Genomic DNA, 14,145 nt, shown 5'->3' with positions numbered 1-14,145 from the left:
GAATGAACAGTTCGACTTGCGCAGGGAATGAGCACTTCAGCGCGTCGCGGCACACCGATCGACGTCTCTTTACTCACGAGATGAACACTTCACCAATCGTTACCCGCACGTAACTTACCGACGGGTTACTTCCCGTAAGCGACCGAGGTTACCGTCGGGTCACTTTGCGCTGACACGAGTGAGGAGTGACCCATGAGTCCAAGGGGCGCGGAGCGCCTTCGAACAGGGCGGCGGTGGGTGACGGGCGGGCACGGCCGCAACGCCCTGCGTACGTCCACCGTCGGTGCCGTCTCCGCGACGCTGATCGCCACCGCCGGCCTCGGTCTGGCCCCCGCCGCCCAGGCCTCCACCGGCGCGACGGGCCTTCGCTTCGTCGACATCTCCGGAGACGGCGGCACGGTCCTCAAGGCCAACGTCGTCACACCCGCGGGCGCCGACGGCACCCGCAGCTACCCGCTCATCGTGTTGCCTACGAGCTGGGGCCTGCCACAGGCCGAGTACCTCGTTCAGGCCCAGAAGCTCGCGAACTCCGGTTATGTGGTGGTCAGTTACAACGTCCGCGGATTCTGGCAGTCCGGCGGGGAGATAGAAGTGGCAGGCCCGCCGGACGTGGCGGACGCCTCCAAGGTGATCGACTGGGCGCTGGCGAACACCCCCTCCGACGCACAGAAGGTCGGCATGGCCGGGATGTCGTACGGCGCCGGCATCAGTCTGCTCGCCGCCGCGCACGACAAGCGGATCAAGGCGGTTGCCGCCCTCAGCGGCTGGGCCGACCTCATCGACTCGATCTACTCGGGCCGCACCCAGCACGCCCAGGCGGCCGCCCTGCTGGACGGCGCCGGAACGATCACCGGCCATCCCAGCGCCGAACTCCAGCAGATCTTCAAGGACTTCTTCGCCTCCGATCTCTCCAAGGAACAGGAGATCATCGCCTGGGGGAAGAAACGTTCCCCCGAGACCTACATCGACCAGCTCAACTCCAACCACGCGGCGATCATGTTGGCCAACGGCTGGGGCGACACGATCTTCCCGCCGAACCAATACGTCAAGTTCTACGAGCAGTTGACCGGACCGAAGAGGCTGGAGTACCGGCCCGGCGACCACGCGACCGCCGAGGTGACCGGACTGTTCGGGCTCCCCAACGACGTGTGGACGGACACCGGCCGCTGGTTCGACCACTACCTCAAGGGTGAGGACAACGGCATCGATCGTGAGCAGCCGGTCCAGCTCAAGTCCCGTTCCTCGGGCGGCTACGAGGGCTACCCGGACTGGAAGTCGGTCGGCCCGACCACGAAGAAGATCGCCCTGGCCGGCACCAAGACCATCCACACGAACGTCGACTCGGGCGCGGACGGCGGGATCATCTTCCTGTCCAGCATCCTCGACCAGCTCGCCCAGCTGCCCCCGATGGCGTCGATACCGCTGCTGCCGCGCTACTGGGCGGCCGTGTGGCAGTCGGAGAAGTACACGAGCGCCCAGCAGGTGCGCGGCACCGTCAAGTTGCACACCACGGTCACCGGCACCAAGGAGAGCGGCACCCTCGTCGCCTACCTCTACGACGTGGGCCCGCTCGGCCTCGGCAAGCTGGTCAGCAACGCGCCGTACACCTTCCACGGGCAGACGCCCGGAAAGCCGTCCGGCCTCGACCTGGAGCTGTACTCCACGGCCTACGACGTCCCGGCAGGGCATCGACTCGCCCTGGTCGTCGACACGGTCGACCCGCTCTACATCGAGCACAACCCGTCCGGCGCGCAGCTGACCTTCTCCTCGCCGGAGCACGACCCCTCATATGTGTCGGTGCCCCTGCGCGAGCAGTGATCTCCGGCTGCCGCCGTCCGGGTCCTGGGGGTGTCTGGCGGGCCAGGCCGGGCTCGCGGGCCCGGCCTGGCCCGCCAGACACCCCCAGCCCTTTGCGCCGCTGCTCTCCCCCTACAGTCGCGGGGCGGTGGGGGGACCCCCACCCGGCAGCAGCGTCCCTGGTTCGGCCGGTGCCACATGTACGGCCTCGGTCTTGGGACTGCGCCGCTCCCACCGGGACACCCACTGGGCGAACCAGGAGAGCAGCATGCACATCCCGATGTAGATCGGTGAGATCACCATCACCACGGGGATGAACGGCAAATCGTAGTCGAGGTTCGACGCGATGAGCTTCCCGGCGTGGAGGAACTCCTCGTAGGTGATCAGATAGCCGAGCGAGGTGTCCTTCAGGGCCACCACCAACTGGCTGATGATGGCGGGCAGCATGGCCCGCACGGCCTGTGGCACGAGGACGTACGTCATGACCTGGGTCTTGCGCATGCCGAGCGTGAACGCGGCCTCCCGCTGGCCGCGATCGACGGAGTTGACGCCGGAGCGGAAGACCTCGGCGAGCACCGAGCCGTTGTAGAGCGTCAGCCCCGCGACCAGCGCGGGCAGCGGCTGTACCTGCAGCGCCACGAAGATGAAGAAGATCATCACCAGCACGGGCATGGCTCGGAAGAACTCGACGACCAGCGTGGAGATCCAGCGCACCGGGCGGTGCTCGGAGAGCCGTCCAGTGGCGAGCACAGTGCCCAGCGCCAGCGAGAGCACCGCGGCCATCACGAAGGCCTTGAGCGTGTTGCCCAGGCCCCGCAGCAGCAGCTCCTGGATGCCCTTGTACGCGAAGGGCATCCACTTCGTGTACGTGAACTGGCCGGTGTCGAACAGCAGATACAGGATCCAGCCGATGAGGGCGAGGATCAGGACGGTGGACGCGATCCCGTACATCCGATGCCGCTGGCGTGTCTTGGGACCCGGGATGTCGTAAAGGGCGGTGGACTCAACGGTGTTGGCGGTCATCGGGGTACTCCCCAGCGCTTTTCGAGGACGTTGAAGATCGCGCTGATGGTGAGGGTGATGATCAGATAGCCGACGGCGATCCAGAAGAAGGTCCAGACGATGTTGTAGCCGAGTTCGCTGAGCGTCTTGTAGGTGCCGAGCAGCTCGTTGACGCTGAACGCCCCCGCGATCGCCGAGTTCTTGGCGAGCGCGATGAGCGTGGAGCCGACCGGCGGGATCACCGAACGGAAGGCCTGCGGCAGGACGACCAGGGACAGTGTCTGTTGGAATGTCATGCCGAGGCTGCGGGCTGCCTCGCCCTGCCCCTTGGGCACGGTGTTGATGCCGGAGCGCAGCGCCTCGCAGATGAAGGCCGAGGTGTAGCAGCCGAGCGCCAGGACCGCGAACACCTGGAAGGGCAGCACGAGTCCGAAGCGCGGCAGGCCGAGCAGCACCGCGAAGAACAGCAGGGTGAGCGGGGTGTTGCGCAGCACGGTCACCCACGCCGTGCCGAAGGCCCGCAGGGAGCCGACCGGGGCGACCCGGAACGAGGCCATCACGAAACCGAGCGCGAGCGCCAACGCCGAGGCATAGACGGTGAGTTCCACCGTCCCGAGGAATCCTTCGGCGAAGGTGGAGAAGTTGTCTGTCAGTACGTTCATGCGGCCGCTCGTCCCTTCAGCTCGCCGGGTAGCGGTCGATCGGGGGCGGGGTGGGCGCCGGCACGCCGGACAGGCCGAGCGTCGCCTCGTACGCCTTCTTCCAGTCGCCGTTCTTCTCGCGGGCCTCCAATGCGTCGTCGAGCGCGAACCGCAGCGCGTTGTCGCCGCGCGGTACACCGATGCCGTACGGCTCCTCGGAGAACGGCTTGCCGACGACCTTGAGTTCGTCGGGCACCTTCGCCGCGTACCCGATCAGGATCGCGTCGTCGGTGGAGACGGCGTCGACCTGGTAGGTGAGCAGGTTGTCGACGCACACCGAGTACGTGTCGTACGCGACGAGCGTCGCGCGCGGATAGTCGGTCTTGATGCGCTGGTACGGGGTCGAACCGGCCGCAGAGCAGACGCGTTTGCCGGCGAGGTCCTGCGGGCCGTGGATGTCGTTCTCGTCCTTGCGTACGAGCAGCGACTGACCGGCCATGTAGTAGGGACCCGCGAAGCCGACGAGCTTCTTGCGCAGGTCGTTGATGGTGTAAGTGCCGACGTAGAAGTCGATCTGGCCGTTCTGCAGTGCGGTTTCGCGGTTGGCGGAGGCGATCGTCTTGAAGCGGATCGTCTCCGGGGCGAAGCCCAGCGAGGCCGACATCATCCGGGCGATCTCGATGTCGAAGCCGGAGTAGGTGCCGGTCGCCGGGTCCCTCTCCCCCAGGTACGGCTGGTCCTCCTTGACGCCGACGATGAAGTAGCCGCGCTTCTTCGCCCGCTTCCAGGTGGGTGAGTCGGGCAGCTCAAAGCCCTCCGCCACTTGGTAGTTGGGCAGTTTGCCGGCGGCGGGACCCTTGACGGGCGGGCTGCCCTCCTTGCCGCAGGCGGCGACCACGGCGATGACGATCAGTGCCGTGAACCCCACGAGGGCACGGCACACACGTGTCGTACGGAACATGCGGTGCGCTCCCCCGCTCAGTGCTTGAGGATCTTGGAGAGGAAATCCTTGGCGCGGTCGCTGCGCGGGTTGGTGAAGAACTCCTCGGGGGTGCGGTCCTCGACGACGCGGCCGTCGGACATGAAGACGACGCGGTTGGCGGCGGAGCGTGCGAAGCCCATCTCGTGGGTGACGACGACCATGGTCATGCCGTCGCGCGCGAGCTGCTGCATGACCTCCAGGACCTCGTTGATCATCTCGGGGTCGAGCGCCGAGGTCGGCTCGTCGAAGAGCAGTGCCTTGGGGTCCATGGCGAGGGCGCGCGCGATGGCCACGCGCTGCTGCTGCCCGCCGGAGAGCTGCGCCGGGTATTTCGGGGCCTGCGAGGCGAGGCCCACGCGGTCCAGGAGTTCACGGGAGCGCTTGTCGGCCTCCTCCTTCTTGCGGCCGCGTACCTTGACCTGGGCCAGTGAGACGTTCTGCAGGACCGTCTTGTGCGCGAAGAGGTTGAAGGACTGGAAGACCATGCCGACCTCGGCACGGAGCTTGGCGAGGGCCTTGCCCTCGGCAGGAAGCGGCTGACCGTCGAGCTTGATCGTCCCCGACTCGATGGGCTCCAGACGATTGATCGCTCTGCACAGTGTCGACTTGCCCGACCCCGACGGGCCGATGATCACGACCACCTCCCCCTTGCCGACGGTGAGGTTGATGTCCTGCAGGACATGCAGCTCCCCGAAGTACTTGTTCACGCCATGCAGCTCGATCAAAGGATCGACAGCCATGCCCAGCCCTACCCACTCTCAGCTGTGTCGCAGTCGCCGCAAACTATCCAGACAAGAACGGACTTAATACGCGACACGCACTTTTCGGGCATTAGCCGTATTTACGACGCCCGGGCTGCTATTGAATCCACCGATCACCCCTCTGAATCCACCGACTACCCCTCGGCGACCTCCGCGTAGAGCTGCGAGAGTTCGGGGACACCGCTGGACGCCCACGCGTGACCGCCCGCGACCACATCGATCTCACGGCCGGAGGTCAGCCGCACCACGGGCTGGCCGTTGGGCCAGATCTCCCAGGCCGCGCCCGGTACCGTACGCACGATCACGGAGCCGAGGTAGAGGCCGGCGTCGTTGCCGAGCCAGGGCAGGCTCTCCTCGTCGTCGCGCCAGCGCGGGAGCAGTTGGTCCAGGGCCTCCAACGAGGCCGCGGAGTCGTCGAGTTCGACTCCCGCCTGGTGCGCCTGGGAGCGCAGCAGCTCGCACTCGGAGAGCAGTTCGGCGATGCCCGCGGGATCGCTCTCGCCGTCGGAGAACACCGCGACGCCGAAGGCGAGGCCGCGCTTCTTGCGCCAGTTGCCCAGGAAAGGGATGTTCATACACCCAGCGTGTCACCCACTCCGCCGGTCGCACCACAGGCGCGCGGAGTTGCCTGGTCACCGCGGGTCCTGGCAGCGCGGGCCGCGCCGCCGAAGCGGTCCCCTTCTCGCACCGCCGCCCACCGCCGCGCGCGGCCCGCCGCCACCGCGCGCACGGCACACCTTGCCAACGGTATTCATCCTCCGTAGATTTCATCACAGCATGAGTTCAACATCCGCTGACTTACTTACATGTTCCGCCGTCCCGTGACCAGGAGAGGCAGGCGCCTGTGCCGAAGACTCCCTTCCGGGTGAACGAGGGCGGGATCGTCGCCCTGCTGCCGAACGGGCATGTCGAGTTCCTCGCCGCTTCCGCACGGGAGTTGATCGCCGGCTGGTCGGCCGACGCCCCTTCGAGGTCCGCGTGCAGCTGCTCGAAGGGCTCGGACATACCCTCCACCCGTGCGGCCCGGGTTCCTCCAAGGAGCCGCCCGCCGCGCTCACATCCCTTATGAGCACGACTCGGTGATGGTTCGTCAGTAGATGTGGAAGAAGCAGAGGAGAGCTGCAGCACGTCCCAGGTGCGTCCAGTTGCTGCGGCGTCTCCAGGACCGCTTCGGCGACCTTCTCGACGTACCCCGCGAGAAGGCCCGTCTGCCGGTGCGGCGCGCCGCCACAGGTGAGTTGCTCGTACGGGATCAGGTGTGGTCTCTGGACAGGGATGCCGCAGGGACGGCCCTGACCGGCGCAGACGGAGGGACTGACATGACCGGTGACGCGATCACGGACCTGGTGCCCATCGCCCAGGTGCACAACGAGCGGCGTGAACTCATCGACGACAACTGGGGCGAGGTGGCCTCCGTCATCCGGCTGGACGCCGAGCGGTTCACCACGGACGCGCTGCTCTCCCTCGACTCCTTCTCCCACCTCGAAGTCGTATTCCACTTCCACCGGGTGCCACTGGACAAGGTGCAGGAAGGCGCCCGCCATCCGCGCAACAACCCGGAGTGGCCGCTCGCCGGCATCTTCGCCCAGCGCGGCAAGAACCGCCCCAACCGCATCGGGGTCTCCCGCTGCCGGCTGGTCAAGACGGACGGCCTCGATCTGCACGTCGTCGGGCTGGACGCCGTCGACGGCACTCCCGTGCTCGACATCAAGCCGTATCTGCGGCAGTTCGGACCGCGCGAGGAGGTCGTCCAGCCGGAGTGGGCGGACGAGCTGATGCGCAACTACTACTGAGTTCCTGCCGAGTGAGGGCGACATGACACAGGCAGCGGAGCGGGCGCGGCGCGGGCCGCTGTCCGGTACGGCGTTATCTGCTACCCGTTCGTGTCAGGCTTCGCTCCGGCTGCGGGTGCCGTCCCCCGACCGGACGCCGCGGGCGGCCGTCGCCTGGGCCCTGGTGCTGAACACGGTCGTCGTGATGCTCCGCCACCTCATACAGGTCGACGCCGTCGCCGCGGCGGACCTGGAGACGGTGATGGCGACGATCTCGCCGGGACTGCGGCAGACTCTGCTCGGGAGCGACGCCACGCCGTAACCGCGTCTCGCAGTGACACCGGGCGGGGAGTCGATTTCCTCGCCAACGGTCGGACACCGCCACGGAGTTGCTGAGTGCCACCTGTGGATGGAATCCCCCGGGAACCGACTGGTAGGATATTTTTCATCATGCAGTGAATTAACCGCTCACGGAACCCCCGAAGTGCAGTGATCCCATGACATCCACGCGTGCAGACGGTTCGCCCACCCCCGCCCGAAAGTCCGGCTCCCCTCGGCGGGCCGCCTCCCCCGCGACAAAGAAGCCGCGTCCGGTGCGTGCGCGCAGCGGACGTCGGCCCGGGGACAGCGGCACGAGAGAACAGATCCTGGAGTCGGCGCTCCACCTCTTCGCCGAGCGCGGCTACGCCAGGACGACCATCCGCGCGATCGCGGAGGACGCCCAGGTGGATCCGGCGTTGGTCCATCACTTCTTCGACAACAAGGAGGGGGTGTTCGACGCCGCGGTCAACTCGCCGCTCAGCGTCGCCTCCATCTTCGACCAGTTGCCTCCGTCCATGGTCGGCGACGACACGTCGGAGGCCTCCTGGCTCGCCCGCACCTATCTGGAGTTCTGGGAGAGCGAGGAGACCCGCTATGGCATGACCGCCATCTACCGGGCCGGCCTCGCCGACAGCGCCACCTCCGAGACACTCCGCGCCCGCGTGGAGGAGAGCACCAAGAAATGGGCGGCGACCTCCGGGTACAAGGACCGCCCAGACGCCGAGACCCGCGCCATCCTGGCGTCGAGCCATCTGATCGGCCTCGCCCTCATGCGCTATGTGCTCAGAGTCCACCCGCTGGCCGAGATGGACTTCGAGGAGTTCCTCGCCTGGGTCGTCCCGTCGCTGGAGATGCGCCTGTCGACCGACCTGGAACCCCGCAGGACACGGGCGAAGGACTGACTCCGTCCGCCCGGCGGTCCGCCGGGCGAGCGGGAGCGCTGCGCCGGCCGGACCGCCGGGTAAGGGGCGTTCACTCGCCCCGATCAGAGTCAGCGGCCCGCGCCGGATCGGCGACCGGAAACGCGGCCACCGCCGGCGCGAGCGCACGCACCGCTTCCGTGGAGTCGCCGTCCTTCGTCAACTCGGATGGCAGCAGGTCCATGTGACGTGACGTCATCACGCTCATGAGCGGGCTGCTGATCAGCGGGAGCCTGACCACAAGGCGGACGCCGAGTTCTTCGCCGGCGCCCGGTTCGCCGGGCGGCGCGTCCGGCCCGGGGCCGGTCGAGCGCGACCACCCCGTGGTCGCCGGGGCGCCGCCGCCGACGGCGTGACGTCGCCGGTCGCCTGGACGTCCGGGTCCATACGGACCGGCTGGACGTCCAGGTCCACCACTACCGGCTGGACGCGCAGTCCACCACTATCTGCTGGCCGCGCGGTCCACTACTACCGGCTAGACGTCCAGGTCCACCACGACCGGCGCGTGGTCCGACGCGCCCTTGCCCTTGCGCTCCTCGCGATCCACGTACGCGTCCTTGACCGCCTTCGAGAACGCCTCGTTCCCATAGACGAGGTCGATGCGCATGCCGCGGTTCTTGGGGAAGCCGAGCTGGCGGTAGTCCCAGTACGTGAACGGGTGGTCGTACTTGAGGGGACGCGGGACCACGTCCGCGAGGCCCCCCTCGCGCAGGGCGGCGAGGGCGGCGCGCTCGGCCGGGGTGACGTGGGTGGCGCCGTCGAAGAGGGAGATGTCCCAGACGTCGTCGTCCGTCGGCGCCACGTTGTAATCCCCCATCACCGCGAACGGCCGGCTGCCCGTCGCGTCGCCCGCGACCGCGGCCTTGAGGGCCTCGAACCACTGGAGCTTGTACGCGTAGTGGGGGTGGTCCACCTCGCGGCCGTTCGGCACGTACACCGACCAGACGCGGACCGGGCCGCAGGTCGCGGAGATGGCGCGGGGCTCCTCGACGCCTTCGTAGCCGGGGTCGCCGGGCAGGCCCTTGACGACGTCTTCCAGGCCGACTCGGGAGATCACCGCGACGCCGTTCCACCGCCCGGTCGCGTGCACGGCCGCCTCGTAGCCCAGCTCGCGCAGTTGGTCGGACGGGAACTGCTCGGCCGCGACCTTGGCCTCCTGGAGGCACAGCACATCGGTGCCGCTGCTCTCCAGCCAGGCCAGCAGCCTCGGGAGACGGGCGGTGATCGAGTTCACGTTCCAGGTGGCAATGCGCATGGCTCACAACCTACCGGGCGGGTACGACAACGGGCCCTGGGGTGCCACAGGACCAGCCGATTTCGACAGGCAAACTTGTAAGTTCGCCTGTTTGACAGTTAGCCTGTCGATATGACGTCGCCCGAGGATCGCGCCCCGCTGAGCCGCGAGGAACTGGGGCGGGCCGCACAGGAACTGCGGTCCGCCCTGGACCGGTTGCTGCGCAGGATCCGTGCCGAGGCCGCCGACGACGGTCTCTCCCTCTCGCAGTCCTCGCTGCTGAAGCGGCTCGACCGGGAGGGCCCGGCGGCTCCCGCGGCCCTGGCCCGCGCCGAGCTGGTCCGCCCGCAGTCGATGCTCGCCACGGTGAACGCCCTGCAGACCGAGGGTCTGGTGGAGCGCCGACCGCACCCTACGGACGGCCGCCAGGTGCTCATCGCGCTCACCGAAAAGGGCCGGAACCGGCTTCGGCAGCGGGGCGAGCTCCGCGAGGACGCGATGGTCCGTCTCATGGCCGAACGGCTGACCCCGGCCGAACAGCACGCGCTGTCCGAGTCCGTCGAGCTCCTCAGACGGCTCGGCGAGGACTGACCGCCTTCCCCAGGGACCGCCCTTTGTCTTCCTCAAGGGCCGCCGCTGCCTTTCCCCACGCGTCACAAGGAGTACCGCCATGCCCGCCACCACCCTGGACGAGCGCTCCGCCCTCGTTCTCATCGACCTCCAGAAAGGCATCCTCGCTCTGCCGACCGTCCACCCCTCCGACGCGGTCCTGAAGAACGCCACCCGGCTGGCCGAGGCGTTCCGCAAGCAGGGCCTGCCCGTCGTACGGGTGCGGGTCGCCTGGTCCCCTGACGGGGGCGACCTGCCGGTGGGGCGGGCGGACCGACCCGGCCCGACCGCCGCGCCGCCCGCGGAGTTCGCCGAGTTCCCAGACGAACTCGGTCCGCTCGGCGACGACATCGTGATCACCAAGCGGCACTGGGGCGCCTTCACCGGCACCGAACTGGATCTCCAGCTGCGCCGCCGTGGCGTCACCCAGATCGTGCTCGCCGGGATCTCGACGTCCATCGGCGTGGAGTCCACGGCCCGCTCGGCCTTCGAGCACAGCTACCACCTCACGGTGGTGGAGGACGCGACCACCGACCTGGACGCCGACTCGCACGCGCACAGCTTCGGCAAGATCTTCCCGCGGATCGCGGAGATCGCGACGACCGACCAGATGCTGACGCTGCTGAAGGCCTGATGCCGGTGAAGGCCTGACACTGCCGAAGAGCTGACGTGCCGAAGGGCTCTCAGATCTCGGCCGACGACCCCGGCGTGAGCCGCAGGTGTTCGGAGCCGCCCAGCGCTCCGATCTGGTTGTCGTAGATCGGCCGGGCGAGGTCGGTGAGCAGGGCGTCGTGGATGTCGTACGCGCGCTGCGGTTTGACCTCGCGGACGTACTCGATGACCTCGGCGATCTTGTTCCACGGGGCCATGACCGGAAGCATCAGCGTCTCGACGGGCTGGTCGGGGACGGTGAGGGCGTCGCCGGGGTGGAAGACGCGGCCGCCGTCGACGAGATAGCCGACGTTGGTGATGCGCGGGATGTCCGGGTGGATCACGGCGTGCAGTTCGCCGTGCACCTGGACATCGAAGCCCGCGGCGGTGAACGTGTCGCCGTGGCCGACGGTGTGCACGCGGCCCGGGAACGCGGCGGAGATCTTCTCCGCGACCGACCTCAGGGTCCAGATCTCGGCCGCCGGGTTGGACTCCATGCCCGCCCGCAGCCGCTCCTCGTTGAAGTGGTCGGCGTGCTCGTGCGTGACCAGGATGGCCTCCGCGCCCACGGCGGCGTCCTCCTCGCTGAAACCGCCGGGGTCGATGACGAGCGTCCGCCCGTCCTTCTCGAGACGGACGCAGGCGTGCGACTTCTTCGTGAGCTTCATGGGTCCATCCTGCCCCCCCTCGGCACGCCGACGGCCCGCCCAAGGTGGTGGTTCCGCCGCCAGGCTGGGCGATCACTCCTGGGGAGTGGTCTCCTCCCGGATGACCTGCTGCGCCACCTTGAACGCGCTGTTGGCGGCCGGTACGCCGCAGTAGACGGCCGCCTGGAGGAGCACCTCCTTGATCTCCACCGGCGTGAGGCCATTACGGAGGGCGGCGCGGGTGTGGAAGGCGAGCTCGTCGAGGTGACCGCCCGCGACCAGCGCGGTCAGCGTGACACAGCTGCGCGAGCGCCGGTCGAGTCCGGGCCGGTCCCAGATCTCGCCCCACGCGTACCGGGTGATGAACTCCTGGAAGTCTCCGGAGAACTCGTCCGCCGAGGCAAGCGCCCGGTCGACGTGCGCGTCCCCGAGCACCTCGCGGCGGACCTTGATCCCGGCGTCGTACGGATCGGGTCGCCCCATCCCCATGGCCTGGGGCTGCATGACGGCCGGAGCGATCTCGGCGACGGGCGCGGACGACGGGGGCGGGGCAAGGACCGGCTTCACCGGGGCCGCCGGGATCGCCATCTGGCCGGTGGTCGAGTCGAAGGCGGGCTGCCAGGCGGTGGAGAAGTGCCGTACGAGCAGGTCCGTGACCGCGGCGGGCTGCTCCACGGGGACCAGGTGCGAGGCGCCAGGGACGACCGCGAGCCGGGCGTCCGGTATCCCGGCGACCAGCGTGCGTGCCTCGGCGGGCCCGGTGACCTGGTCGTCGGAGCCGACGAGGACGAGCGTCGGGACGCCGATCCGGCCCAGCTCGGCGCGTACGTCGAAGGCGGCGAGCGCCTCACAGGCGGCGATGTAGCAGCCGGGGTCGGTGGTGCGCACCATCTGCACGGCCCACTCGGTGATCGCGGGCTGGGCGGCGGCGAATCCGCCCGTGAACCAGCGCTCGGGCGAGGTACGCGCCATCGGATCGAGGCCGTTCGTACGCACGATCACACCGCGCTGCCGGAACTCGTCGGCCGTACCGAACCGCGGCGAGGCGGCGATCAGCGCGAGCGAGGCGAGCCGCTCCGGGTGGCGCAGCGCCAGCTCGATCCCGATGGCGCCCCCGAACGCGCAGCCCGCGTACCCGAAGCGCTGCACGCCGAGCCCGTCGAGCGTGGCGAGCAGCCGGCCGACGAGTTCGGCGACCGAACCCGCCGGATACGCGGGCGCTCCGCCGTGTCCCGGCAGGTCGAACCGGAAGACCCGCCAGTGCTTCGCGAGCTCCGGGACCTGCCTGTCCCACATGTGCCAGGTGGTGCCGAGCGAGGGCCCGAGGATGAGGACCGGGGCGTCTTCCGGGCCGTCGAAGCGGTACTGGAGGGCAGGGGTCTTCGTCTCACTCACCGCACCACGCTAACTTCCGCACCTGTGCGGGCGGACATGGGCCCCGCTTGTCCACGCCGCCCACACGGGTCCATCACATGTGGTCAGGCCTGGTCAGCCCACCTGGACGGGGTGCCGGACCACCGCGTCGAAGAGGTAGCCCTGGGTGTTGGGGACGGTCGCCTCGGGCTGGGTGCGGCCCGTGGTGTCGGTGGCGCGGGCCAGCAGTGTGTACGTCCCCGCAGTCGCCGGACGCCAGTCGGTGGACCAGCGGACCCAGCCCGCCCGGCACGGGGCGTCGTGCAGCCGGGCCCGGCGCCAGGTCGTACCGCCGTCGGTGCTCACGTCGACGCGGACGACACCACCGGCGCCCGACCACGACCGGCCGGTGAGGCGATGCTCAGCGCCGGCCGGAAGACTCGCGTTCCAGTCGAGTTCGAAGGCGCTCTTGAGGGTCTGGTGGGTCAGCGGCGCGCTGCCGCCCTCGGGATACGCGTCGCCGAACAGCCGGTAGAAGTCGGTGTTCCACGGCGAGTAGAGCGGCTGGGCCGCGACCTCGATGTCGCCGACCCACTTGATCGAGGCGATGCCCACCCAGGAGGGCACGAGCACGCGCACGGGGTGGCCGTGGTCCGGCGGCAGCGGTTCACCGTTCATCTCGTACGCCAGCAATACGTCGTCCAGCGCCTTCGCGAGCGGCAGCGGGCGCCGGACATGGCCGAGGTTCGTGCCGTCCGCCGTGACGTACTCCGCGTCGAGGCCGCGGGGCAGCACGTCCACAGCGTGACGCGTGAGGCCGGCCCTGCGCAGCACTTCGGCGAGCCGTACGCCCTTCCAGCGCGCCGTGCCGATCGCGCCCAGCGTCCACGCCGTGCCGGTGACCGGCTGCCCCTGCTGCGTGGTGAAGAAGCTGCGGCCGTTGCCCGCGCACTCCACGAACGCGCTGCGGGTGGTTGCCGGGAACCGCTTGAGGTCGTCGAGGGTGAACTCGACGGGTTCCTCGCGTGCGAGACCGTCTCCCCAGACTGTCAGCTTCCAGGTCTCGGCGTCCAGGACCGGAGTGGAGGTGTGGTTGCGTACGAAGAAGTGGTCGATGGGGGTGTGGTAGCCGGTGCCGGCGAGGGACGGGAACTTGGTCTCGGCGTTGGTGCCGCGGATCGTGAACCAGTCCTCGGGCACCGGCTTGACGATGCCTGCCGCGGCCGTGGTGGCGGCCGCGGCCGGGGCGGCGAGGGCAGTCGGCACGGCCGCGGTCAGTCCGGCCGCGGCGAGCAGCCTGAGCATGTCGCGCCGGGCGACTCCGTCGGCGCGGGCGTCGCCCGCCAGCCACTGGCGAAGTCTGCGGCGGTCGTAACCGGATTCGTGAAGGGGCATGAGGAGGCCTGCCTTTCAGGGGGTGGGAGGCGAACACACGGGTGCCGACCGCGATGTGGA

General features: G+C 69.0%; 16 protein-coding genes. 6 read left to right on the top strand and 10 right to left on the bottom strand.

Annotation, left to right across the window (positions count from 1 at the left end; translation table 11 throughout):
* The first annotated feature begins 192 nt into the window (after positions 1-192).
* The gene (locus tag AB5J53_RS38130; protein WP_369250164.1) at positions 193-1,818 is read left to right on the top strand and encodes an alpha/beta fold hydrolase; all 1,626 of its coding nucleotides are present in this window, start codon (positions 193-195) and stop codon (positions 1,816-1,818) included.
* Positions 1,819-1,929: 111 nt separating this feature from the next.
* On the opposite strand, the gene AB5J53_RS38125 is transcribed toward AB5J53_RS38130, so the two are convergent.
* The 5 genes from AB5J53_RS38125 to AB5J53_RS38105 all read right to left on the bottom strand — a co-directional run bounded on the left by AB5J53_RS38125 (position 1,930) and on the right by AB5J53_RS38105 (position 5,758).
* Positions 1,930-2,820: an amino acid ABC transporter permease gene (locus AB5J53_RS38125; protein WP_369250163.1), complete on the bottom strand. Its 891-nt coding sequence runs from the start codon at positions 2,818-2,820 to the stop codon at positions 1,930-1,932.
* Positions 2,817-3,461: an amino acid ABC transporter permease gene (locus tag AB5J53_RS38120; protein ID WP_369250162.1), complete on the bottom strand. Its 645-nt coding sequence runs from the start codon at positions 3,459-3,461 to the stop codon at positions 2,817-2,819. The genes AB5J53_RS38125 and AB5J53_RS38120 overlap by 4 nt, the downstream gene beginning before the upstream one ends.
* 16 nt (positions 3,462-3,477) lie before the next feature.
* Positions 3,478-4,401 (bottom strand): glutamate ABC transporter substrate-binding protein, encoded by a 924-nt coding sequence (locus tag AB5J53_RS38115; RefSeq protein WP_369250161.1) that lies wholly within the window; start codon positions 4,399-4,401, stop codon positions 3,478-3,480.
* A 17-nt stretch (positions 4,402-4,418) separates the two neighbouring features.
* Positions 4,419-5,162, bottom strand: a complete 744-nt coding sequence (locus tag AB5J53_RS38110) for an amino acid ABC transporter ATP-binding protein (protein WP_369250160.1) — start codon at positions 5,160-5,162, stop codon at positions 4,419-4,421.
* A gap of 155 nt (positions 5,163-5,317) precedes the next feature.
* On the bottom strand, positions 5,318-5,758 hold the full coding sequence (locus AB5J53_RS38105) for a DUF6278 family protein (RefSeq protein ID WP_369250159.1): 441 nt from the start codon (positions 5,756-5,758) through the stop codon (positions 5,318-5,320).
* 570 nt (positions 5,759-6,328) lie between these two features.
* On the opposite strand from AB5J53_RS38105, the gene AB5J53_RS38100 reads away from it, so the two are divergent.
* The 3 genes from AB5J53_RS38100 (at position 6,329) to AB5J53_RS38090 (ending at position 8,178) form a co-directional block, all read left to right on the top strand.
* Complete coding sequence (locus AB5J53_RS38100; RefSeq protein WP_369250158.1) at positions 6,329-6,976, top strand: SAM-dependent methyltransferase; 648 nt, start codon at positions 6,329-6,331, stop codon at positions 6,974-6,976.
* 115 nt (positions 6,977-7,091) lie between these two features.
* Positions 7,092-7,277: a hypothetical protein gene (locus AB5J53_RS38095; protein ID WP_369250157.1), complete on the top strand. Its 186-nt coding sequence runs from the start codon at positions 7,092-7,094 to the stop codon at positions 7,275-7,277.
* A gap of 271 nt (positions 7,278-7,548) precedes the next feature.
* On the top strand, positions 7,549-8,178 hold the full coding sequence (locus tag AB5J53_RS38090; protein ID WP_369250156.1) for a TetR family transcriptional regulator: 630 nt from the start codon (positions 7,549-7,551) through the stop codon (positions 8,176-8,178).
* Positions 8,179-8,248: 70 nt separating this feature from the next.
* On the opposite strand, the gene AB5J53_RS38085 is transcribed toward AB5J53_RS38090, so the two are convergent.
* Together AB5J53_RS38085 and AB5J53_RS38080 are read right to left on the bottom strand one after the other, a co-directional pair.
* The gene (locus AB5J53_RS38085; protein ID WP_369250155.1) at positions 8,249-8,404 is read right to left on the bottom strand and encodes a hypothetical protein; all 156 of its coding nucleotides are present in this window, start codon (positions 8,402-8,404) and stop codon (positions 8,249-8,251) included.
* A 267-nt stretch (positions 8,405-8,671) separates the two neighbouring features.
* Positions 8,672-9,451, bottom strand: a complete 780-nt coding sequence (locus AB5J53_RS38080) for an exodeoxyribonuclease III (protein ID WP_369250154.1) — start codon at positions 9,449-9,451, stop codon at positions 8,672-8,674.
* Between the two features lie 111 nt (positions 9,452-9,562).
* Between AB5J53_RS38080 and AB5J53_RS38075 the strand changes: the two genes are divergently transcribed.
* Positions 9,563-10,021 (top strand): MarR family winged helix-turn-helix transcriptional regulator, encoded by a 459-nt coding sequence (locus tag AB5J53_RS38075; RefSeq protein WP_369250153.1) that lies wholly within the window; start codon positions 9,563-9,565, stop codon positions 10,019-10,021.
* Between the two features lie 79 nt (positions 10,022-10,100).
* Positions 10,101-10,673 carry an isochorismatase family protein gene (locus AB5J53_RS38070; protein ID WP_369250152.1) on the top strand — a complete coding sequence of 191 codons (573 nt, stop codon included), beginning with the start codon at positions 10,101-10,103 and terminating at the stop codon, positions 10,671-10,673.
* Between the two features lie 49 nt (positions 10,674-10,722).
* Here the strand turns inward: AB5J53_RS38070 and AB5J53_RS38065 are convergent, their stop codons facing one another.
* From AB5J53_RS38065 to AB5J53_RS38055, 3 genes are all read right to left on the bottom strand, one after another.
* Positions 10,723-11,358 carry an MBL fold metallo-hydrolase gene (locus tag AB5J53_RS38065; RefSeq protein WP_369250151.1) on the bottom strand — a complete coding sequence of 212 codons (636 nt, stop codon included), beginning with the start codon at positions 11,356-11,358 and terminating at the stop codon, positions 10,723-10,725.
* Between the two features lie 72 nt (positions 11,359-11,430).
* Positions 11,431-12,732 (bottom strand): 4-carboxymuconolactone decarboxylase, encoded by a 1,302-nt coding sequence (gene pcaC / locus AB5J53_RS38060; RefSeq protein WP_369250150.1) that lies wholly within the window; start codon positions 12,730-12,732, stop codon positions 11,431-11,433.
* Between the two features lie 93 nt (positions 12,733-12,825).
* Complete coding sequence (locus AB5J53_RS38055; protein WP_369250149.1) at positions 12,826-14,085, bottom strand: sulfite oxidase; 1,260 nt, start codon at positions 14,083-14,085, stop codon at positions 12,826-12,828.
* Positions 14,086-14,145: the final 60 nt, after the last annotated feature.

Origin of the sequence: Streptomyces sp. R41 (assembly GCF_041053055.1) — a bacterium.
Classification (GTDB): Bacteria; Actinomycetota; Actinomycetes; order Streptomycetales; family Streptomycetaceae; genus Streptomyces.
Note: the sequence above shows the minus strand (reverse complement) of the source record. Positions and strands in the feature narration are given on the sequence as shown.